Source organism: Pseudomonas sp. So3.2b (assembly GCF_019464415.1).
In the GTDB taxonomy this organism is placed as follows: domain Bacteria; phylum Pseudomonadota; class Gammaproteobacteria; order Pseudomonadales; family Pseudomonadaceae; genus Aquipseudomonas; species Aquipseudomonas shahriarae.
Genome location: NZ_CP080494.1, coordinates 2,171,380 through 2,191,875, shown reverse-complemented (window position 1 = coordinate 2,191,875; position 20,496 = coordinate 2,171,380). Strand labels below are relative to the sequence as shown.

Genomic DNA, 20,496 nt, shown 5'->3' with positions numbered 1-20,496 from the left:
AACCCCCAGGGAGACGGGCATAAAAATCCATGGTTCGCTTGCAGATTTTGCAGAAATCAAAACAAGTGGCCTTACTGGCAATCAATGAAAGACTTACCAGGCATGCAATCCAGAGCAATAGAGAGGGTTCGCAGAACGGCAAAGTGCTATCATCCTCGCTGCAAAAATTACAACAGCACGCGCAGGTATTTTCTATGGACAGACAAGCACCAACAGAGCGCCAGATGGCGTCATTAGACGGTATACGTGGCATCGCCGCGCTAATCGTTATCTTCTCGCACGCTGTATTCTGGTACTACCCCGCAGCTCACCTAGGTCTCAGAACCCAGGGCAGACCGACTGACGGAATTGATGTCTTCAACAGCCCGTTCACGTTCTTCTTTCGTGGCGGATTTTCAGTATCTCTTTTCTTTGTCCTTAGCGGCATCGTCTTGACATACAGCATCCTCAAGCATGAGAACGTTATCAACGCCGCTCTCAACGCTGCTAAACGCAGATACATCAGAATAGGCATACCAGTAGCAGTCTCCATTATGATCTGCTACTTACTTATAAAAATAGGGGTATACGGCGAAAACCAAATATTACCTACTCCATTTCTATCGACAAAATACCTTTTCAATCCTAGCATTCTAGAAGCGTTGCAGGACAGTTTGTTTGGTGCGTTAATACTTGGCCATTCTAAGTACAACTACACATTATGGACAATTCAAATTGAGCTACTTGGATCATTCATAATATACGCATTGCTGATTGCGCTCGGAAAACATACCGTTTCACTCAGACTTGTTTGCATATCGATAGCGTTTTCCGTACCGCTATACTCAAATACGCCAATGGCAATTTACTTGTCCATGTTTATGATTGGTACATTCATTGCTACTTTCGAAACACCCAACCTTAACAAGGTTTCAGCCTGCGCACTCGGAAGCATACTCGTAATAACAGGTCTGTACTTGGCCGGCTTCAATCCAGGAAGTCAGGCATACACACTTCTAACAACTAAAATCATTGCATGGGCAAGATCAATAGGGGCTAGACCAAGCTGGTACATCGTCGTGCCGTATATTGGCGCAACCATGATCACCATAGGCGTAATGACTATTAGCGAGCATGTGCAGGTTATGAATTTACGAGTATTCAAGTGGCTCGGGAAGCTTTCCTTCTCAGTTTACTTGCTGCATTCTTTCGCGCTCGCAATAGTGTGCCCAATTGCCATTAACACATTTGGAGTAAGCATAATCTCGCTTGCAGCGACTATTATCGCAACCACCATCATAACTTTGATTGCTAGCATTTACTTCCATAGATACGTGGATTATCCATCCATTAAGCTGGCAAGTATATTTTCTAAAAAAATATCTAACTCTAGACCTAGGATTACTGCAAGCACATAAAGTTTAAAAAACCCCAGCCCATAATACACTTGGGCTGGAGTAGATTTTTACCAGTTGACTACAAACGCCTCTTCATTCGGAGGGGTGAATACAATACCTGCTCGGTAGCTGTAGCTGTCACCCTTCGTGAACTCAAATCCGTTTGGCCTTGAAACCCTGTCCGACAGTACTACGCCTAGATACCACTTGGAATACTTGCTACCTCTTATCAGTTGCTGACGCTCGTCGACGTATCGAGTATCGCCATCTTCGTAGCCGCGATCCATCCAAAGCATCATGCCGCCATGCCGATCGGTATCAAATGACGCCGCCCATACGCTGGGATTTTGCGATTTTGGCCCGGAATTGAAGTCAGCATCTACGTATTTTTCGGTTGCGAGATTAGAGCCATATAATTTTAGGCGATCCTTGAACCCCGTAGTAATGGACTGAAGCCCATAATCGACAACCACCCCTACATCTTCAAGAGCGGTATTTTTAGCATCAACATAAATTCCGCCATCACGAAACTCTATAAAAAACTGCTGACGCATTACCAGACGCCCAGACTCTTTTGTATTAAATCCGGCAATTTCGTTCGTCACGTAAATTGTAATGTCTTCAGCCTTTCCTCTTCCAGGCGAGGATTTTTCGATACCATCAACAAGTATTTGAAACTTTGTATTTTTAGCAGTTGGGCTACCGCCGTCAGAACCTGTTGAGCCGTGACTGCCGCCAGTAAACGCCATAGTCCCTTTGTCGTAGCTCCCAAGAGCCTTGACAATAATCGGGGGAAGCCAGTCACTACCAGTTCGGTTGACTGGAATCCAACTTCCAAAAACGCCCGAACTTTTTTCTCGGTGCTCTACGGCACGAATGTTTGGAAGATTATTTACACCCAATCGTTCGAACGTGACCCGATAGCTGTGATCGCCATCATCCCACCATACACGCAGGGTTTTACCCTCTCTGATATCCCACCCTAGATCGGAAATATCTCTTCCTTTTTTCTCTCCAATCGCAGACCAGTAATCATTACCCTTGAAAGGTGGTAATTCACTTTTTGGCCACGCAGCGATTCCGACTACCGCCAGCACCAAGGCAGCAGCAAAAACTAAAGTTATTTTTTTCACGAATTCCTCTTCCAGAGATAGCCCCTCCCGGGCCCGCGCCGGCAATACTATCCTCTGGAAAGAGGTTCCGCAAAAATCACTACACCTTAACGAAGCTGGCGTCCGGCAATCCGTAGGCGAATGTATCACCGCCAGACTGCTTGATCCGGACGATGGAGTCGTAACCCGCTGGCTGCATGCCCACGCCCTGCCAGGAAATGCCGGCCCGGTACTTGTAGCCGGAGCCTGCGGCAAAGGCCTGGCCGGAGGCAGGACCAGCGAGCGGCGGCAGCACTACGCCCAAGTACCACTTTGTGGTGGCTTCTCCGCGCAGCAGGGGTGCACCCGCATCCACGTAACGACCGTCACCTGCCTCATACCCTTTGTCCATCCAAAGAGTCATTTGCCCGCTGGTTGGGTGCTGCAGCACCAGAGCCCAGGCATTGGGGTTGGCGGACTTCAGCCCAGAGTTGTTCTGCGCAGCTATGAACGGAACCCTTTCGGTATTACTGCCGCCAAGCACCAACTGAGTACCCTGCCATCCAAAGGTTATAGCCTGGAGCGCGTAATCGGTAATGACGTGTACCGCCTCCAGCGCATGGACATCTGCTGTCACCTCCATGCCCCATGCCCGAAAGTTGATGTTGAACGACTGACGCAGAACGTAGCGGCCGGCTGTCTTTGTGTTATGAGCCTGCACCTCGTTAACGATCTGGACGTTTACACATTGCGCCGAGCCAGATCCGCTACTTACCGCCGTGTCGTCTGCGTACACCCGATAAAGCATATTGCGAGCCGTTGGCGACCCAGTCGCATCACCATTGGACCCGTGCGACCCACCAGTAAAAGCAAGCGCCCCGCCATCGCCGTTGGCGTCGGCAGAGACCTGGAACGGAGGCAAATAGTCAGACCCCGTGGTGCTGAGTTGAGACCAAACAGCATTGGCAAGATCACTGCCAGCCGCACCTTCCTGGGTTATCAGGTTCGGCAGCTGGTTTACCCCGAGTAGACCGAACGTCATCCGGAAGCAACGGCCAGCACTCGCCCAAGCTACGCGCAGCACGTTACTTGAAATTGACCATTTGACCGGCATAGCATCGCCAGATGCTATTGGCGCCGCTGCGAGGGTGTAGTTGCTTGGGTCAATGATGTAGCTGTAGCCAGCCTGGAACGTCTGATTACTACCGATTGGAGTGCCGTAGGCAGGTAGAGCTGTTGTATCGATCGACAGCTTTATATAGAGCCCGGTCACCACTGTACTTTCAAGGCGAATGGTTTGGATGCCGTCACGGGGAAGCGCTGGGGTTCCAACGTCTGTGTAGTTCACGACGATTAACGGAGAGTTTGCAGCGGTGTCATAGTCTAAAGCGTCTATCTCTTCGACCATCCACCCGTCATCAGGGCCTGGCAATAGTGTGGTGCCGTTCTTGAAATAGGCTAGCCGATAATACTTTCCGGCCCTGGCACCATGAACCTCTGCCGAAAGAATGCAGGACATAAAAGCTGCCGGTGCAGAGCTGGTAACACCATTCCGCGTCATTTTACGTTGCGGGTAAACGCTGCCTTTGTTTACCAGCAAAGAGCTACCCAGACCGCCAATGACTTGATAAGCGTTCGGATCAATAATCCAAGAGTAATGCTGCCGATCGCTTGTCAGCGCATTAACTGCGAGACCTGCTGCAGGGAGAAATGCCGCGTTGATGGTGATCATAAATCGCAACCCGGCCCGGGATGCCGGTGCAACAACAAAGGTTTGAACTCCGCCGGATCTAACTATATCGGCAGGAGCATCCGTGTGGTTGTGGATTGTTGTGGCCGTACCGGTACTCAAGTAGGAGGAAGCCTCAAACTCTTCAATCACGATGCCCTGGTCAGCGTTGCCGCCGATAACCGATTCGTTCTGAAAAAATGCGATTCGGAAGTATTTGCCGTCCATCAAAGGCGCCGCACCAAGCACACGAACATCTAGCACCAAGTTGTTGAAAACGGTGCTTGCGGCAGAAATCACGCCGCCACGACTCAGTTGCTTAAAAGGGAACCCCTTGGCTTGGTTGACCGTCCTTGAGTCAATTTGCGAACTGGGGTAGCGCTTCTGCTCAACTTCCGCACCGCCCATGTTCCGATAAAGCACCAGGTACTCTGCGGAGTCAGGCGAAACGACACTGAAATACTGCCCATTGGAAGTCGCAGCAAGGCCGGCCGCCACATCAGGATAAACATCAGCATTGATCTGGGCAGCGTCAGCCGCTGCCTGCGCCGCTGACAGATATACCGCAGCAAGCCCGGAGCTTTCTGCCGCCTGGTCCCTGGATCCTTCCGCTGCCGTTGCCGCCGCCTCTGCCGCCGTGATGGCCTGATCTACATCACCAAACTGCTCCGCAATGGCTTCTGCTTCTGCCGCGCTCTGCACCGCGATATCTCGAGCATCAAATAGCTGCTCTACCAGTTCATCTCCAGTTCCCGTGCCGTCTACCGGAACCTTCACAGACCGGTCAACCTGCTCCTGGATTTGTTGGGAAATCATTACTAGTTTGTCGAATACATCTTCATGCACTTCCGCCAAAAATTTACCCTGATTTCGAAGGCTAGTATCTTGGGTAATGTTCAGTTCACGCGAAACCCGAAGAACCTTACCTGTCGGCGGAGCAATGGCGGTTGTTACTGAGCCACCAGACTCACCACCAGCACCCTGGGCAGTAAAGTCAGAATTCAAAACAAGCGTTTGGATATCACGCGTTGCCCTATCAATCAAAAGCACGACCAGGTCGCGGCCATCAAAGAACTTAAAATTGAAAGGATGAACAGTGGTAATCCCGTTCCCATCGAAGGTCGCTACGTTGTTACTTGTTTGAACTGTCACTGTCGTGACTCCTTTTCTCGGGACGAAAAAAAGCCCGCTCAGTGGCGGGCTTCGTTAGGGTTGTTAGGTTTAATTGCCGGCGGCGGCTCCGAGGTCTGGCGGCCTGGATGGGGACATTTCTCCAGGTTCCCACCAGAAGCTCTGCCCGAATTCTTTCTGGGCGCGCCGCTCCATCCGGCTTAGGTAGCCAGGCGAGAAGTACTCCTGCATCTGGTGGAAAATCATGTGGTCGGTGGCTGCTTTGGTGTACCAGAGATTTGCACCGGGGATATGCCCCTTACCCAGCTGGAGCAGGCGCGCGCCAATGCTTGAAGGGTCTTTGTCGTCCAGTACTGCGTTGGCGGTAATGCCTCGCAGGTTGAGCAGCGTCTCCACGTCGCCGGCGAGTGGGCCGCCGAATGCGGCCAGCGCGGACGTACCACCCTGAGTGGTGTTGTTGAACAGGAAGTCGCCATAGAGCGACAGCGCGCCGCCCTTGAGCATGGCAGCCATGCCAAAGCGCAGCCCTGGAATGCCGCCAAGCTCGTCGTCGACCATGTTCTTTGGGTCTCGACCACTGGCAATTTCGTTGATTTGCAGGGCCATGGCACCCAGCACGGTAGTGGTGGCGAACAGAGCTGCAACGTATCCAGCCTTCCCCCATCCCGTTTCTTGTGCCAGCGCACGCTTGAAGTGCTTGAAAATCATTGAGACGGGGAAGGACTTGAACTGCCAGAAGCTGCGCATAAACTCGCCGCTCCACTCCCCGCGCTTGTTGTTGCCGTGCATAAAGGCACGCTCGCGGGCTCCCGGCGCGGGTATTGCCATACTGGTCTCATCGAGGACAACTCCCAGTAGTTTGGTGGCAGCCTGTTCCCTGAGCCTGCTGGCAGACACGCCAAGCTTGCCAACCAGTGGCGCCAGGTCGGCGTCCGCAATGCGGTAGATGCTGCCGGCGGTCAGCACCTGGTCGCCGGCCCCGCGCCAGTCTTCGGGCTGGGCCAGGCGCCATACCGACCAATCTTGATCGGTGATACCACGTGACTGCATGATCTTTCGGTCGCCGGCCTCAAGGGCGGCCAGTGAATCAAAGCGACGGGTAAGGTCGCCGGTTACGTCCATCATGACGGCGCCGAATGCGCGTCGGTTGCCGCCGTCAATCGCGTTCATGCCGGATAACTGCAATACCTTTGTGGCAGCGGTTTGCGACCACTTAGCTGTCCGCCCCGCCACCTCACCATCAATTCCGAGCCCTTCGGTGCCCCAGCGGCTCAGGCTACCAATCAACTGATCGATACCAAGGCCTGCCCGCATGGCGATACGCCGGTGTGTGGCGTCAGCCGGGTTCAGCATTCGCGTCTCGTTGGCGAACACCTTCATTACCGGCATTCCGTTGATCTTGGAAGTAATCGCAATGGTGCCCTGATCGCTCAGGCCCGTGATCACAGCCGACCCGAGCTTACCGCCCACGTTGGTCGCTCGGTACGTGTCGAAGGCATTGGCTATGCGTGCCGATGCGGGCGGTTCGCGGGTGCCGGCCACCTCGGTATACAGGTTCTCAAGGCGGCGCACCCGTTTGCCCAGAGCTTTCATCTTCTCGGGCTTGGCTTCGACGGCCTGCTTGTAGGCGGTCTCGGTGTGAAAGCGCATTGCGTTATTGGGGTTCGGCCCAAGAGTTTCGACCAAGGCAATATCCCGTGCGGCGCGGTCGATATGTCCGAACATCAGATCCATCAATCCTCGGTCGCCGTACTTCTCCTGAGCGGCCATGTAGGCGTCGGAATCGCGGTAATGGATCTGACGTGACTCGCTGCCTCGGTTTGCGCGGGCACCCCCGCCGGTGATCGCGCCCGGAGTGATCTTGTTCACCCCGCCAGAGGAAACCGTTACCCAAGCATGGCTGAAAAAGTCATGCAGTTCCGAGTCGGTCATGCGGCTGCCGTCTTCGTTGAGGTACTTGGATCGGTTGGCCCAGGCCACATGGTCGTTTATCCAGGCATCCTTATTGCGAGCCGCCTTCAACTGGCTATGGCTGCGAGGGATCGCCCAGTCATCGAGCCGGCCAACGTCACCACCAGCCCGGTTGAACCGCTGGCGAAGTCGCTCAACCACATCATGGAACTGCTTGGCCGCCACCTTTGCCTCAGGCACACCGCTGTTTTCCCCGTGGAGCTCCTGGACTAGCGAGCGGGCTTTTTCAGCATCAGCGAATAGACCGAGCATCTTGCCCCGTGTGAAATCGATGGCCTCAAGCATGCTGCCCATGGCTTCAGCGCGAATACCGTTCGTTGCCGATTCAATCGAGAATATGCCGGGGCCATCGGAGGAAAACGCCAGCATGCGATCAAGCGCCAGTAGGGGGTCATCTGGGAATTGCTTCATGTAGTTGGCAACGCGGTCATGCGCCAGGATAGTCAGCCCCACACGCTGCTTACTCTTGGCGGCCTCGGCGCGCAGCTCCCTGGCTGCACTTTGAGCGGACTGGGCAAGGCGATCAGCCGCGGTCAACGATTGCCACGCGGGATCGGTTTGCGCGAGCTGGCGCATGCTCCGAGATATGCGGGCCTGGATGTCTTTGATTTCGGCCTGGTTTAGCGTTCGGCCAATAGCCTGTTGAACCGCCTGGATACATTGCTGTTTCATCAGTTACCAAACCTCAGCGCGCACAAGGCGGCAGCAAGAAACCCTTTCGAGTCATTTTCGGCGCGGGCGATGTTGCCATCTGCCTCAGCCAGCATTTCACGGGCAGACACGGTGACCGCTGAGCCGTCTTCATTGAATGCCCCGGTAGGTATCTGTACGTCACGCTCGCCCGAAACAATGGAATCAACGAGCGCGGGCAAGGCGGCGTCGATATCGGCAAGAGGATCAGCGGCAGCGGATGACGGCTCTCGGATCTGCTCGGGACTTGGTACTGGTGCTTCTTGTGTTAGCTGTCCTTGCTGCTCGGTATCCGCGCGCGCGCCTTCTGGCTGAACGGAAAGATCCGGGGGGGCGGTGGATTCAGGCGCCCTCGGTGCTTCGCCATCGGATCGAGCGGTTGCGGCAGGTGCACCAATGTCGATGTCGCGGGATGGGCTTACCTTGATGTCGTCAACGATGTGCCCGCCTTCCCGTAACAGTTTCTCCATCTCTTTGCCGGCGGCGCGCATCAATGCCGCGCCGTGGTCGGGGGACACGCTGCTGGCCAGGGCCGTGCGCTTGAATGCGCTACCGATCTGTTCGGCGCGCTCGTCGACCTTCATTGCAAGCCGGCCAGGCACCTGGCCACGGTCCATAGCGGCCAGGTCAGCACCAGCCCGTTCGGCTGCACGGTTTCCATCAAGCGCTTGATTTATCTCGCCGATACGGCCTTGGGCGGCTTGTCGCTGTTCGGCTATGCCGTCCCGTGCTGCGCGTTCTGCCTGCTTGCGGCTCATGCCCTGGCGCTGGAAAGACTTGGCCGATTCGCGATAAGTGCCATCCAGACCATCAACAGTTTTTTGCAGGGTGCCCAGTTCGGTGCGCAGATCCCGCACATTCGGCAGGCCGGTCGCAGCGACGGGCTCAAGTTCGGCGCGGGCGGCCGCGAACACCTCTTGCTCAGCCTGCTGGCGTATCACCTCCCGGCGCGGTCCGATCTGGTCGGCTCTGATAAAGGTCGCATCATCCGCAATGCCGCCCAGATTGACGGGCTCCCCGCGACCAAGCTGAGCAATGGCCTGATCAAGGGCGGCCTGGTGCGCAATGCTTGATCGCGCATCTACTGGCGCACCGGGGGCGGTGCCGTGCTGATGGTGAAGTCCGTTGTTCGCGGTCAGGGCTGCGTCAGCCTCTCCCGCCAAAACTCCGCGAGTCATCGCCCGGCCAGCGCCCCAGAACAGACCACCAAGCAAGCCGTCAACGGCCAGCCCAGTCGCATCCAGCGCTTTGTATTGCTGGGACTGCTGCGTATACCCATTCTTCTCCAGCACCGCCCCAACACCGCCACGGGCAGCAATACCCAGACCCACGTTGGCGCCTGCAGTTGCGGCCAGATCGACCGCCGGAGCACTGAACAGGCGGGCGGCGGGCAGGAAGGCGCCGACGCCGATCACGCCGCCCTCTATCGCACCAGCAATCGCGGCCGTCTTGGTATCAACCCCCTGACCTTTCAGCTCGGCAAACCGCTGCTCGCCCATCGATGTGCCGGCGGTCAGCGCGCCAACAGGCATACCACCCGAGGCAAGGCCAAAGGCAAACCTCGAGCCCGCATCACCCAGGCCGAACAGAACCTGCGCCGCTGTGCCGCTGGTGGCCGCATCGGGCCGCATGCGCTCGGTCATCTCATTGCGCATATCGCCGATGTGCTCGCGGCGCGCAAGGTTGTCCTCATCACTTTCAACGTTGAGCGAAATCATCTGCGTAGGGTCGTTGCCGTACTGGGCCGCCTGCAACGTCAACTGAGCAAGGCCCTGGCCGATACCGCTGAACAGCGCAGTTCCTGATCCATCCCAAAATCCGGGCTCCGGAAGAGTGGTAGCAGGGTTGGCCAGCGAATCCTGCTCAAGCGTGCGCTGGTCGCTGAATGCCAGATCGCCGATAAGGCTCATTGTGCATCCTCATTGATGTTGACCATTAACGGCTTACCGTCTGTGCCGTACTTGAACTGCTGACCCTGCATGACGTAGTAGATGCCGTCCTTGTACTGACGCAGTGTCAGAGCATCAGCGGTAGCAATATCCGCCTCACTCATACCCTGCGCTTTCATAGTGCCTACCAACCGCTCGGTGGCCACATCGCGGAAGGTATGGCCGGGCATTCCCCACGGCGCAAGGGTTTCACCGCCATTGAAGTCGACAACCTCCCCCACTGATGCCTTGATCGCCTGACGCAACAGGCTGCGGTCAACTTCTCCGGACACGTTCCCCTTTTCAGCAGCGGCACCGGTGTAGTAGGACTTCACAGCCTGGGCCGCGAGCTGATAAGACTGGGGCTGACCGGCAAAAACGTTGCCCAGTTGCTTGTTCAGTTCCAGTTGGAAGTCCGCCTGTTTGGGAAGTGGAAAGGATGCCCCTTTGCCGTCTGCCCCTTTTTCCGTCTTGGATTTGTTCAGGATGGACTCCCCCAGGGCCATGGTCTTGGCCACATCCCCACTTGTGACAACGTCGTCGGGTCTGAACCAATTGGTGTTTGTGATCATGGAGCGCTGCTTGCCCGCCAACAGGCCGGTAAGTGCGCGTATTGGAGAGTCCGGGGCGATCTGCTGCATGGCACCGGAATAGGCTTTGTCATCGCCCATGGCGCTGTGCAGCGTTGCAAATAACTGGCTCTGTTGTTCCGGGGACATCTCCGCGAGCTGGGCGCTGATCTGCTTGGCCTCTTGCGGCAGAAGAGGCTTCATTGCCACGGTCGATCCGAACTTCTGCTGCATTCCCTGAATGGCCGATACTCGATCAGTTAGCACTGCCCCAAGATCAGGCGAATTCAGGTCTATCGGGGTGACATCACCGCCCAGGCGCTGTTGGAAATAATCGACTGGTGAATCGCTCATCATCTTCGCCGAGGCGTCGACGGCGCGGGAGAGACGGTTCAGATTTGTGGCATCAGTAACGGTCCCGCCTTCGGTTTGCAGCTTGGCCGTTTTGGCATTGATCGCAGTGATCTGCTGATCAATAGGCAGCCTGAGGATTTTTTGCGTGTCCACCTCCTGCTTGATCAGCTCGTTGAACTCGGCCTGGGCTGGCGTGCCACGGACCTGGCTACCCCATTGTTTCCACATTTCGTCTGTGGCCGGGATACCGCTGGATATCTGGGCGTTGATCTTCCCCAATGTGCGTTCGGCTTTGGCCTCATTACGCAATTGAGCCATCTCGGCCTTTTGCTGCAAGCGGTCTACTTTATTTTCGATCATGCCGCCGACCCGAACTAGGTCGTCAGCCGTCATGGCCCCTTCATATTGCTTCAGCAGTTTCTGAGCCGCGTAAGGGTCGTCATTCGCGTGCCGTTGGAGCACATCAGAGTTCAGCGAGCTATTGAATTTGAGCTTTTCAGCTTCCGCCGCCTCAGGCGAGAGTCCGAGGCGCTGAGCTCGACTGTCAAGCACTGCTCCCATTTTCTGGCGATGGCCATCGACTTTGGTCGGATCGCGATATTCCAGGGCAGCACCCTGCATCGACGTTTCAAGCTGGGCCTTTTCGACCTGGCCGTAATAGTTCTGGCGCTCGCCGTACTCATAGCGATTCAGGTCATTCGACAGTGAGTTGCGCCGGCTATTGACGATCTGCGCATACCTGGCCCGCTGCTGATCGCTGGTCAGGCTTTTGGCAATGTCTTCCTGAGCCTTTTCGAACTGATCCAGAGTCTGGTTGGTCACGTCCAGGGCGTTCTGCCCTTTGCGGGTGTAGACGCCACCGTTCTCCGCGTACATGGCTTGCTGCTGCCACTTTGTGAGCTGGTTGTCGGCGTCCATCAGGCGCGCCGTGTCGGCCTTCTCGCGCTCTTTGTCCATGAGCATTTGCGCGCCGCGCGCCAGGCCTTGAAGCCCCTGGCCAATTGAGGTGTTATCCGGCGCAACGCCCTGCAATTGAATAGGCCGGGTTGGCTGCTGCTGGATCTGCGCCGTGTCGTATGTCGGTACTCTTGGCATTACCTACCCCTTACGCAAGGCGCTGATTGGCATTTAAACGACTGGTACCGCCCGACATTGCGGCCTGCGTACCCGCGCCAGCGCCGCCAAACCCACCGCCGCCGGCGAACGAACCAAAAGCATTTCCCAGGCCGCCCAGGATTGAACCCATGGCAGCGGTATTGCCGTTTTTGACGGTTTGCTTGGCGTTGGTCCTGTCCTGCTGTGCCTGTACGCGGTAGCCGTAAGCCTCACGCGCCGCGTTGTTCTGGATCGTCAGGGCGTCCAGCTCGCCGAGCATGGCGGTGTCGTCTTGGATCAGGGCGGAACTGCCGCTGTTCACGTCGATGCCGTTGGCGGCCTGTACGCTGCGTTGGGTGCCGACCATTTGCCCGGTGCGCACGCGCTGCCAATCTGCCGAGGTGTCGCCGGCGTTGATGGTCTCTTGGGCGGTTTGCTCTTTGAACAGAGCGTTCTGTTTCAACATGCCCGATTCAAAGGCGGCATTCTGTTTCTGCCCCTGGGCCTGCATCATGCTTCCCGCCAGGCCTATGGCGACTGGTATCAATGCCATCCAGCACATGGGTTATTCCTCTCGATCCAAGGTAAAGGGGTAGAACGGCAGGCGCCTGGGCCCATACGGGACGGCCTCACCGAAGTCGAAGCCAAGCCACTTCAGCCAGCGAATGGCGGCGGTGTTGCGGGCATCGACATAATTGAATAGGTGCCGGTGGCGGGTCAGCATTCCCTGAACCTCTGGCTTGCAGACCTTCAGGAAGGCGCGGGCGTGATGCTCGACGTGGATGGTGCTGATCAGCCAGGGCACTCCGACAGAGCCAAGAAGGCTGTGCACGGCGTCACCAAACACCGCGACTATCTGGCCATCCACTACGATCTTCCGGGCGTTCAGGCTGCCGGCGATGCCGTCGACCAGCTCACTTTCCAGGGACACGCCGAGGCCCTCGACGATTTCGTCAATGTCGGCCTGGCGCACGTCGCGCAAGATGACGGCGATATCCTCGGGTTCAATGGGCAAAACATCAGCGGCCACCAATGGTCACCTCCGGAATCACCGCCAGCACGGACAGAGGGAGCGGGTCAGCCTGGCGGATGAACACCCGGCCCTTGTTCTGCCAGGTGTTGGGGATGGTGATTTGTGCCTGTCCGGTGAGCAGCTCAATAGGCGGCTCATACTCGTAGCGGTTGGTCTTGGCTTCGTACAGCTGGTTTTTATTCATGCCCGCGAGAATGCCTCGCGACTCCTCGACCACCACCGTCAGCGACGTGACTGCAATCTTCTTGTCCTGGACCGTTTCATTGGCGTTTTTAAGCTCAAGGTCGAGGGTTTCCATGTCGGAGAAGTACTGAAGGCCGACATGAGCAATGCCCGCGGCTTCCTGCAACGCAACCGATCCGCCGGTTACAACGCGCTGCGGATGCACGCTGCCGTCGGTCAGGATGGAAACGGTCTTGCCTTCCAGGTGGCCAAGGCCCGACAGGGTTTTGACCTGGCGGGCCCACGTCGAAACAGGGGCGGCACGCAATGATTCCGGGCAGATGATCAGTAGCTTGACGGTGACCACGCTAGGGCTGGTGTAGCCCACCACTTCAACCCGGACAATCTCGGTCACTGGGTCGCCGTTTTCGTCCATGGTCTCGCGCTTGAGCGAGTAGTCGAAGCCAACGCTGCCCACCGTGAACGGCGCGTGCCCCACGGCGGTCATGGTCACCACCTCGGGAAACAGCCAAGTGCTGCCGCCGGAAAGGGTGAAGGTCTTGGCGATATCCGTGTTGCGCCCGTCATAGGTCAGGCCGCAATCAACAAAGAAAGCATCTTCAATGCTGGTGATCTGGCGTGACGCCATCCGCTCGATATAGCGCTTCTGCACGCCATTGACGGTGCGACGGACCACCATATAAAGCGCATCCTCCTGCCCCTCTGGAACGCAGGCGATGGACTCGACAAAGCCGTCAGTATCGTGCCAGTGCCAGCCCACCAGTTGCTGTTCCGGCAAATAGGTCAGGCCCAACAAGATCCCGTCATCACGCACATACCAGACGATGGAGTCAGGAATTTTCTGATATGCAACGTTGGTCAGCTCCCGCCCCCGGAACAGGTGGGCGCTGAACAAGGTCAGGTCATCGGCGGCGAACCCGTCGGCATTGAGCGAGTAACCGAATGACGACACCCGGCTACCCCTGGCCTGCACGTACACCGCGCTGTTGCCCACCACCACGGGCGGAACAATGGCAGATCCGTCATAGCCTTCCTGGCTCGCCTGCACGGTCTTTGCGGTCAACCCTGTGTCGGCGCCGGAGAATGTCCACTCCCCGCCCGACGTGAGCCCTAGCAGCTTGCGCAGGCCCAGCAGGTGACGCATCCGGTTCACCTCCCTGCTGGCAATAGTGAACGTTATGGCGTCATCGTCCTTGTTTGGGGTCGAGAACCCGAAGTTCTTGAACAGCCCGGTCTTGCTCATCCAGACGGTTTGGGGACTTAGGTCGCTACCGGCGAACACCAGGCGCTGCTGGTAGTAGCCCACAGCGCCCGGGTAGTTGCCGGCTCCCACGAATGGGTCTTTGCCATTGGGCGGCGTATCCGTCTTAACGGCGGTGATGTTGTTGTCAGTGAACGTGAGGGCCGTAGCGCGACCGATAAACCCGTAGATCCCGGCGCCTGCGTTGTCCTTGTAGACGATGTAATAGGTGGCCCCAGTGACTGCTGGCCAGGTGATCGTGGCGATTGCCGTATCTGCAAAGCTGGTAACGCTGTTTGAAGTTGCCGGCAGTGACTCGTCCAGGGTGTTGCCGTCATCGAGAACAGCTGTCACCTGATATCGCCAAGTCTGCTGAGTACCGGAACCACCAGCAGAAACAGCCGCTGCTGAAGCTGGTGCAGCAATGCGCGGGGCCAAGCTGATTTCCGCCGTGGTCCAGTTGTCGTGTGCCAGTCGGCTCAGTTCGCGGGGTTTGTAGCTGGGCTGCGCGAACGTCATCACGTCGGCGGACTGGGTAAAGTTCAACAGGCTCAGGTCGTTCTGGGTGTACGGCAACGCCAGCTCGAAAGGCTGACCAACGCTAGGGCCGGCGCTATACAGCACCTGGCCACCGTCCTTGATAACCCGCATGTTCAGGTCGCCGAACGCCAGCACGTAGGTCTGCACGTCGTTGAACTGGAACGGGATCAGGCGGCAACGCTTGGTCGAGTCCTTGACCTCACACACGAACTTTGTGCCCGCCCGGTTCCGCACGCCACCGTAGGGCATGACCATGAAGTTGCGGCAGAGCTTGAGCCCGGTGTAGTAACGGGCAATGTCGGTGCGGGCGCTGGCCGACGGCGACAGCTCGCCAGCCGCGAAGGTGGGCTGAAGAACGCTGCTCATGCTCTCACCGTGACGAATTCAGATTCAGGCTCGGGGTCGGACTGCGACTCTTGGAAGGCCGACCCCTCGGCCAGGGTCAGGGCCATTTGGTACTGCTGGGCGGCGAACTGCTGTAGGTCTGCCTTTGAGGTCAGCGGCAAGGCCAGATCCATTGCCAGACGCCAGGCCAGTGCCTCGACAAAAAGTGCGTCGAAGAACGTTGAGTCTTCAACCTTGAAGGTGAAACGGCACACCGCCTCAGGCTGGTCGGTATGAATCACCCGCCCGCCGGCGTCGTAGCCAATTTGATATGGGATTTCCATGTCGCTGCTCAGTGCGCGACGAAACCCTGGTTGCACGATGTTGCGAATCTTGAGGCAGTCGGCCGGGTACCGATAACGGAACGCCCAGCCAGGCGCAGGGCTACCGAGGGAGGCCAGCGCAACGATTGATTCCGCGAATGGCCAGGGGAACTCTTGCAACACCAGCCCACGCAGATGTGGGTAAAGCACGCGGCACTGTTCAGCCTCTATGCTCCGCTCGGTAAACGAGGCAATAGCCTTGGTTACAGCCACCCGCGACAGCGCGAGGTTGCAGATTTCGATATCGCTGGACATTCGGGAACCTCAGAAAAAGAAAAGGGCCCCGAAGGGCCCTGAGGGTTTATTGCTGGTGGTCAGGCGTCAGGCAGTCCGTTGCCGCTGGTGTTGTCGCCGTCAGTGTTGGGATTTCCGGCGGGGGCCGTAATTTCACCGCCAGCGTTCAGGCGAGCGGATTCCGCTTCCGCGTCCTCCCGAGCACCAGTGAACTCGCCAACTCGCTCACCGGCCTTGTTGACGATGATGAAACGCCCGCCACCGTTGTGTTTGCTGGAGTACTCAGGGCCGTCAGTGTTGGGATTTCCGGCGGGGGCCTGCGCAGCCTTCGCCGCGCCCGCGATCTTCAGGTTGCTGCCCGGACTGTCGATTTCCAGCACCACGGTTTCACCTGGCTCATAGAGCCGGCCGTTGATAAACGACCGCTCCAGCACTTCATAGCGCTTAGGCATTGGTCTGCACTCCGGCAACGATGCCAGCGGTTACCTTGCCCAGTGTTGGGGCGGTGCCGGTCACGGTGTAGTTGAGGCGCAGGAAACGTTCAGTCTTCTGCGGCAGTGTGATCACCGGGGTCTGGTAGCCCAGCTTCAGGTCGGCCAGCGGGACCACAACCGAATACAGCGACCGAGGTGTGCTGAACCCAGAGTTGTCATCGGTCTGTAGCTCGATGGTGAGGCTGGTCAGGGTGTTGAACGCTTCAACGACCTGAATTACCAGGGGAATGTCACCGGCGCGGCCTACGTCCTTGTTGTCGCCACGGTCGATAACGTCGGTCGAAGCTGCGGAGGCAGTGATTGCCTGGGCGTTCGACATGAGCAGCTTTACGTCGAAAAGCATGATGGTCTCTCCTGAATAGGGGAAAGCCACGCGGTCGTTAGACCACGCGGGCTTCGGTGTTGAGGATGGCGTCGATGCGCTTGATTGGGATGCCCAGGAACTCTGGGATCTTCTTGCCGCCGTACTCGCCCAGGGTGAGGTTGACGTTTTTGGAGTTCATCGCCTGTTTGTGCAACCACGACTGGATCGTGCGGTTGGCATAGATGATGGTCCGCCCCTCGCCCTGCTCCGGGTTGTCGATGCGATACAGAGCATCAATCATCAGATCGATGATGTTCGCGCCGGTCGCGCCATCGCGGGTCAGCTGGGTTACATCGATGTTCGCGATACGAGCGTTTGCACGCCAGTCACGAACGGACATACCGATATCCCATTTGAAGTGATCGCGGTACGCCTCGAAATCACCACCGTTTTCGGCGCGGGCGGTTCGCTGGCCCAGGAACTTGTGCTGGAAGCCCGCCACGCTGCCTTTCGGATACAGCAGGTGGGTAGACATCTCGCCCCAGGTCACAAACCAGATGGAGGTGTTGGTGGAGCCAGTGCCGCCGGCATCGACGATGTTGGCGCCCGACTCTGCCGACTTATCGTTGTAGCGCGGTGCCAGGCCCAGGAACGCCTGAGGCTCTGCCTGGGTGTTGCCGTAGATCATGTAGCGGGCGGCCTTGTTGTTGAAGCCCTGTAACTTGGCCATGTTTTCGGAGGTGCGGAAAGCGTCGGCATTGCCACTGAGATCAGCCAGCGCCTTATCGACCAGGCCGTAGTCTTCCATCATGCCGGTGGTATCCAGCACTGGCACGGTGGTTGATTTGCTTGGCTGAATGCCCTGGTTGAACATGCGCCAGGTCGGCTCAGGGATGCCCGAGCGCATGGTGGTCTTGTGCTTGGAGCCGTCGTTGCACTCCTGGTACTCGGCGTCTTGAAGAATGTCGTTACGCTTGGCCATCAGCTCAACGATCTTCATGACCTTTTTCGTGCTGTCTTCCCTGCTGAACTTATCGATCAGGGTCGGCATGGTGGAGGTAAGGATGCCCATCTGTGTATCTCCTACGGTTTATGAATGCCTTAGCTGAAGGCGTCAACAATGGTCATTTCTTTGGGTGCATTGGCCTGGCTGCCAGGCAAGACGAACTTGTCTTCCGAGATAGCCGCGCTGATGCGGTGGCAGAACTTGAACAGCGCCGGGTGGTTGCCCAGCCCGGATTGATTCAGCAGCTCGGTCAATGCCGGGTCGCCGAAGGACTGAATGACCTTGATGGCGCTGGCTACGCTCTTTTCGTAGTTCTCGCCGCCAATTTCAGGGTCGTTCTTGATGGATGCGGCCCATTCCTGGGACTGCTTGGCTACAGCGGCCTGGTATTCCTCGGCCTGCTTGGTCGCCAGTTGGGTTTGGAAGTCGATCAACTGCTGGGCCTTGGCCTGCGGAATGTTCAGTTCCTTGGCCAGGTTCTTGAATGCACCCAGCACCTCGACGTCCATTTCCATGCCTTCGGGCAGGGTGAAGTCCTCGTAGGCCTCTGGGGCGCCGGCAGGTTTGTCCTTGTCGTCAGCGTCCTTGCCGTCTTCCTTGTCCTTGTCCTTGGCTGCGTCAGCTTCCTGCTGGATCTGGTCCGGAGTTTTGGTTGCGTCCGGCGCCGGTGCGTCTGCGGGAGCGGGCGGGGTCAATACAGAGCCCTCAGCCGCTGGGGCTGGGGCATCAGCTGCGGGAGCGGGAGCATCTGCGCCACCACCGCCACCGCCCGCATCAACCTCGCTCATGTACACGCGGCCAAGCAGCTTCATCATCAAAGGGCTCATTCATCTGTCTCCTGGGGTTGATCGTCAGCAGGCTGCTCAACGTTCTCGGCAGCCATGACGGCGTAAAGCTCGGGGGTCAGGTCGTTCACCTGGCTCAAAAGAAGAAGGCCAACATTGCGTTGGCCTTCGTTGTAATTCGTGACTGCATCCGTGGGACCAATCGAGGACTGAAACAGCCTGCACTCCCCCATGGTTTTCCACAGAAAGCGGCGCCCGCGGTGATCGCTCATCAGCCACTTGAAGTCGGCGATATCCTGCAGTTGTTGGGCTGTTGGCTTCTGCTTTGGCTGGTCGTCCATCACATAGCCCCCGCAAGCGCGGTCAGGGCGTTATCCCCGCCGGTGTCGGTCTGGCTCAACAACTGGGCGCCCTGGATGGCGCTGCCGAGTTCCTGTTGCATCTGCTGGGCTTGCATCTGCTGGGAACGCTGCTCGCGGATCTGCGCCACCATGTCGTCAGCCCGCACCAGGGTCGGAGGCACGCCGATCAGTTCAAAGTACTGGCGCATGGCTTCGTCGGAGTCGAGCAGGTCCAGTGCCTCAGTGCTTTGGGTTACGTTGGCCACGGTGCCGGCGAACCCAATAGCGCGCTCAATGCTGGAGACACCGATAGCCTTCTGGGCCTGGGCCAGGATGCTGGTGAACTCAATGCGCAAGTCCATATTGGCCAGCTCTTTCGGCGGCGGCGGCAGCAATGGCGCACCAGGCAGCATGCCGGTCCAGCGCGGAATGGACTGTTCCAGCATCTGGTTGAAGTACATGTCCACCAGCGGATCAAGCAGATCGTCGGTCTGACGCTCGAGCACCGGGCCCAGCATCAGCAACTTTTCCTCCTTGCGGGTAGCAATTTCGTACGCGGTGCGCACGCTGTCCATCTGGCTGATCATGAGGAACAGGTCGACAAAGAACGCGGTGTCGATGATCGAGCTGTCAGCTTCAATCTCGCCACGCAGTTGGCCAAGCCAGGCCGGCTGAACCTCGTAAAGCGGGGCGAACTTGGCACCTACCTGCATATCGTTGAGGTAGGTGATGCTGCCCGGCAGGATCGAGGCGCGTTGATTCTTGAGGCTGACCGGCGCCCCCATTGGCGGGCGAACGCCCTTCTCCAACAGTTCGGCCTTGCGACGCTCCATCAACTGAATGGCCTTGGTGGTGCCAATGCACATTGAGCCCGGGCCAGTGCCATACACGTCCTCGCCCAGCACGTCCCAGCGCGGCGCCATGACCGGGAATACCTTGAACCCGGATTCACGCAGCATCGAATCCTTGTCACCGCCCTTCTCCCAGTACACAGAGCGGAACGGCATGTTGGTGTTGTCCTTGCGGCCCTTCTCGCGGGTGTCGTTTGGCTCGATGCCGTGGCAGATGTCAACCCAGGCATCTGGCTTGCTGCTCAACAGGTTCCTGGACGCGGTGTCCATCTTGTCCTTGCCGAACTGCTGTTCCATCTGGCGCGCGGTCATGCGGAAGTCGCGGTAAAGCGTGTCCACCTGGTTGCGGCTGTTGTTGGCCAGCATGTAGCTGCCCACGGCCAGCGGGTAGGAACGCAGCAAGTCGCTGTCATCAGGCATCACCACCATGGGCGCGGTGCCGAATATGCCCTCTTCGCTGTAGCGGTTGGGCAGCACGCTGTACAGGTTCGACCTGGCCATGACTTCGCGCATGGCAGTTTCAGCAGCAAACAGCCAGGCCTTGACCGGGGCGTAATTCATAAGGCCAGGGTCAGGCGTGCCGAACTTCACCCAGGGCGACGACGGGTTGGTCATGCCGGTGTGCATGCCGGCGCCCAGCGTGCGGGCCGCAAACGTGGCCTGCGGGTTGATGATCTTCTGATCGCGGCGCTTGCCGTCGTTGGTGTCGGTATTGTTCCAGCGGCCAGAGCGCGGGCTGATGAAGTCGCCCAGTTCCTTCCACTCAGGCAGCCAGTTGCTGTCGCGCTCGCCCTTGAGAGCGGTGTAGCGCTTCTCGCAGCGTTCGCGCAGGGAGTCGGCCAAG

At 57.8% G+C, this 20,496-nt stretch carries 16 protein-coding genes; 1 reads left to right on the top strand and 15 read right to left on the bottom strand.

All coding sequences use genetic code 11. From position 1 onward, the window contains the following. Positions 1-194: 194 nt before the first annotated feature. Positions 195-1,397, top strand: a complete 1,203-nt coding sequence (locus tag K1X80_RS10045) for an acyltransferase (protein WP_220172866.1) — start codon at positions 195-197, stop codon at positions 1,395-1,397. Positions 1,398-1,444: 47 nt separating this feature from the next. On the opposite strand, the gene K1X80_RS10040 is transcribed toward K1X80_RS10045, so the two are convergent. From K1X80_RS10040 to K1X80_RS09970, 15 genes are all read right to left on the bottom strand, one after another. After that, positions 1,445-2,509, bottom strand: coding sequence for a hypothetical protein (locus tag K1X80_RS10040; RefSeq protein WP_220172865.1), 1,065 nt, complete (start codon positions 2,507-2,509; stop codon positions 1,445-1,447). Between the two features lie 79 nt (positions 2,510-2,588). Beyond that, entirely contained in the window at positions 2,589-5,348 is a 2,760-nt protein-coding gene (locus K1X80_RS10035) for a hypothetical protein (RefSeq protein WP_220172864.1), read from the bottom strand. A 69-nt stretch (positions 5,349-5,417) separates the two neighbouring features. Then, positions 5,418-7,970: a hypothetical protein gene (locus tag K1X80_RS10030; RefSeq protein ID WP_169871222.1), complete on the bottom strand. Its 2,553-nt coding sequence runs from the start codon at positions 7,968-7,970 to the stop codon at positions 5,418-5,420. Continuing rightward, a complete protein-coding gene (locus K1X80_RS10025) occupies positions 7,970-9,898 on the bottom strand; it encodes a hypothetical protein (protein ID WP_220172863.1) in 1,929 nt (642 codons plus the stop codon). The genes K1X80_RS10030 and K1X80_RS10025 overlap by 1 nt, the downstream gene beginning before the upstream one ends. Beyond that, positions 9,895-11,934 carry a hypothetical protein gene (locus tag K1X80_RS10020; RefSeq protein WP_220172862.1) on the bottom strand — a complete coding sequence of 680 codons (2,040 nt, stop codon included), beginning with the start codon at positions 11,932-11,934 and terminating at the stop codon, positions 9,895-9,897. Before K1X80_RS10020 ends, K1X80_RS10025 begins: the two co-directional genes overlap by 4 nt. Before the next feature lie 10 nt (positions 11,935-11,944). Beyond that, on the bottom strand, positions 11,945-12,448 hold the full coding sequence (locus K1X80_RS10015; protein WP_220172861.1) for a hypothetical protein: 504 nt from the start codon (positions 12,446-12,448) through the stop codon (positions 11,945-11,947). A 51-nt stretch (positions 12,449-12,499) separates the two neighbouring features. Continuing rightward, positions 12,500-12,964: a hypothetical protein gene (locus K1X80_RS10010; RefSeq protein ID WP_220172860.1), complete on the bottom strand. Its 465-nt coding sequence runs from the start codon at positions 12,962-12,964 to the stop codon at positions 12,500-12,502. After that, positions 12,954-15,296 (bottom strand): hypothetical protein, encoded by a 2,343-nt coding sequence (locus K1X80_RS10005; protein WP_220172859.1) that lies wholly within the window; start codon positions 15,294-15,296, stop codon positions 12,954-12,956. Before K1X80_RS10005 ends, K1X80_RS10010 begins: the two co-directional genes overlap by 11 nt. Beyond that, positions 15,293-15,892: a hypothetical protein gene (locus K1X80_RS10000; RefSeq protein ID WP_200656960.1), complete on the bottom strand. Its 600-nt coding sequence runs from the start codon at positions 15,890-15,892 to the stop codon at positions 15,293-15,295. The genes K1X80_RS10005 and K1X80_RS10000 overlap by 4 nt, the downstream gene beginning before the upstream one ends. 59 nt (positions 15,893-15,951) lie before the next feature. Further along, a complete protein-coding gene (locus K1X80_RS09995) occupies positions 15,952-16,323 on the bottom strand; it encodes a hypothetical protein (protein ID WP_220172858.1) in 372 nt (123 codons plus the stop codon). Continuing rightward, positions 16,316-16,708, bottom strand: a complete 393-nt coding sequence (locus K1X80_RS09990; protein ID WP_220172857.1) for a Bbp16 family capsid cement protein — start codon at positions 16,706-16,708, stop codon at positions 16,316-16,318. The genes K1X80_RS09995 and K1X80_RS09990 overlap by 8 nt, the downstream gene beginning before the upstream one ends. Before the next feature lie 37 nt (positions 16,709-16,745). Next, complete coding sequence (locus K1X80_RS09985; protein WP_220172856.1) at positions 16,746-17,741, bottom strand: major capsid protein; 996 nt, start codon at positions 17,739-17,741, stop codon at positions 16,746-16,748. Between the two features lie 29 nt (positions 17,742-17,770). Further along, on the bottom strand, positions 17,771-18,502 hold the full coding sequence (locus tag K1X80_RS09980; protein ID WP_220172855.1) for a hypothetical protein: 732 nt from the start codon (positions 18,500-18,502) through the stop codon (positions 17,771-17,773). Then, positions 18,499-18,801: a hypothetical protein gene (locus K1X80_RS09975; RefSeq protein WP_220172854.1), complete on the bottom strand. Its 303-nt coding sequence runs from the start codon at positions 18,799-18,801 to the stop codon at positions 18,499-18,501. Before K1X80_RS09975 ends, K1X80_RS09980 begins: the two co-directional genes overlap by 4 nt. Beyond that, a complete protein-coding gene (locus K1X80_RS09970; protein WP_220172853.1) occupies positions 18,801-20,495 on the bottom strand; it encodes a portal protein in 1,695 nt (564 codons plus the stop codon). Before K1X80_RS09970 ends, K1X80_RS09975 begins: the two co-directional genes overlap by 1 nt. Position 20,496: the final 1 nt, after the last annotated feature.

Excerpts from the sequence above, each read along its gene's own strand:
- K1X80_RS10025 (WP_220172863.1), bottom strand. The coding sequence starts at position 9,898 with ATGAGCCTTATCGGCGATCTGGCATTCAGCGACCAGCGCACGCTTGAG.
- K1X80_RS10005 (WP_220172859.1), bottom strand. The coding sequence starts at position 15,296 with ATGAGCAGCGTTCTTCAGCCCACCTTCGCGGCTGGCGAGCTGTCGCCG.
- K1X80_RS09975 (WP_220172854.1), bottom strand. The coding sequence starts at position 18,801 with ATGGACGACCAGCCAAAGCAGAAGCCAACAGCCCAACAACTGCAGGAT.
- K1X80_RS09995 (WP_220172858.1), bottom strand. The coding sequence starts at position 16,323 with ATGCCTAAGCGCTATGAAGTGCTGGAGCGGTCGTTTATCAACGGCCGG.
- K1X80_RS10020 (WP_220172862.1), bottom strand. The coding sequence starts at position 11,934 with ATGCCAAGAGTACCGACATACGACACGGCGCAGATCCAGCAGCAGCCA.
- K1X80_RS10000 (WP_200656960.1), bottom strand. The coding sequence starts at position 15,892 with ATGTCCAGCGATATCGAAATCTGCAACCTCGCGCTGTCGCGGGTGGCT.
- K1X80_RS10045 (WP_220172866.1), top strand. The coding sequence starts at position 195 with ATGGACAGACAAGCACCAACAGAGCGCCAGATGGCGTCATTAGACGGT.
- K1X80_RS10030 (WP_169871222.1), bottom strand. The coding sequence starts at position 7,970 with ATGAAACAGCAATGTATCCAGGCGGTTCAACAGGCTATTGGCCGAACG.
- K1X80_RS10015 (WP_220172861.1), bottom strand. The coding sequence starts at position 12,448 with ATGATGCAGGCCCAGGGGCAGAAACAGAATGCCGCCTTTGAATCGGGC.
- K1X80_RS09980 (WP_220172855.1), bottom strand. The coding sequence starts at position 18,502 with ATGAGCCCTTTGATGATGAAGCTGCTTGGCCGCGTGTACATGAGCGAG.
- K1X80_RS09990 (WP_220172857.1), bottom strand. The coding sequence starts at position 16,708 with ATGCTTTTCGACGTAAAGCTGCTCATGTCGAACGCCCAGGCAATCACT.
- K1X80_RS09985 (WP_220172856.1), bottom strand. The coding sequence starts at position 17,741 with ATGGGCATCCTTACCTCCACCATGCCGACCCTGATCGATAAGTTCAGC.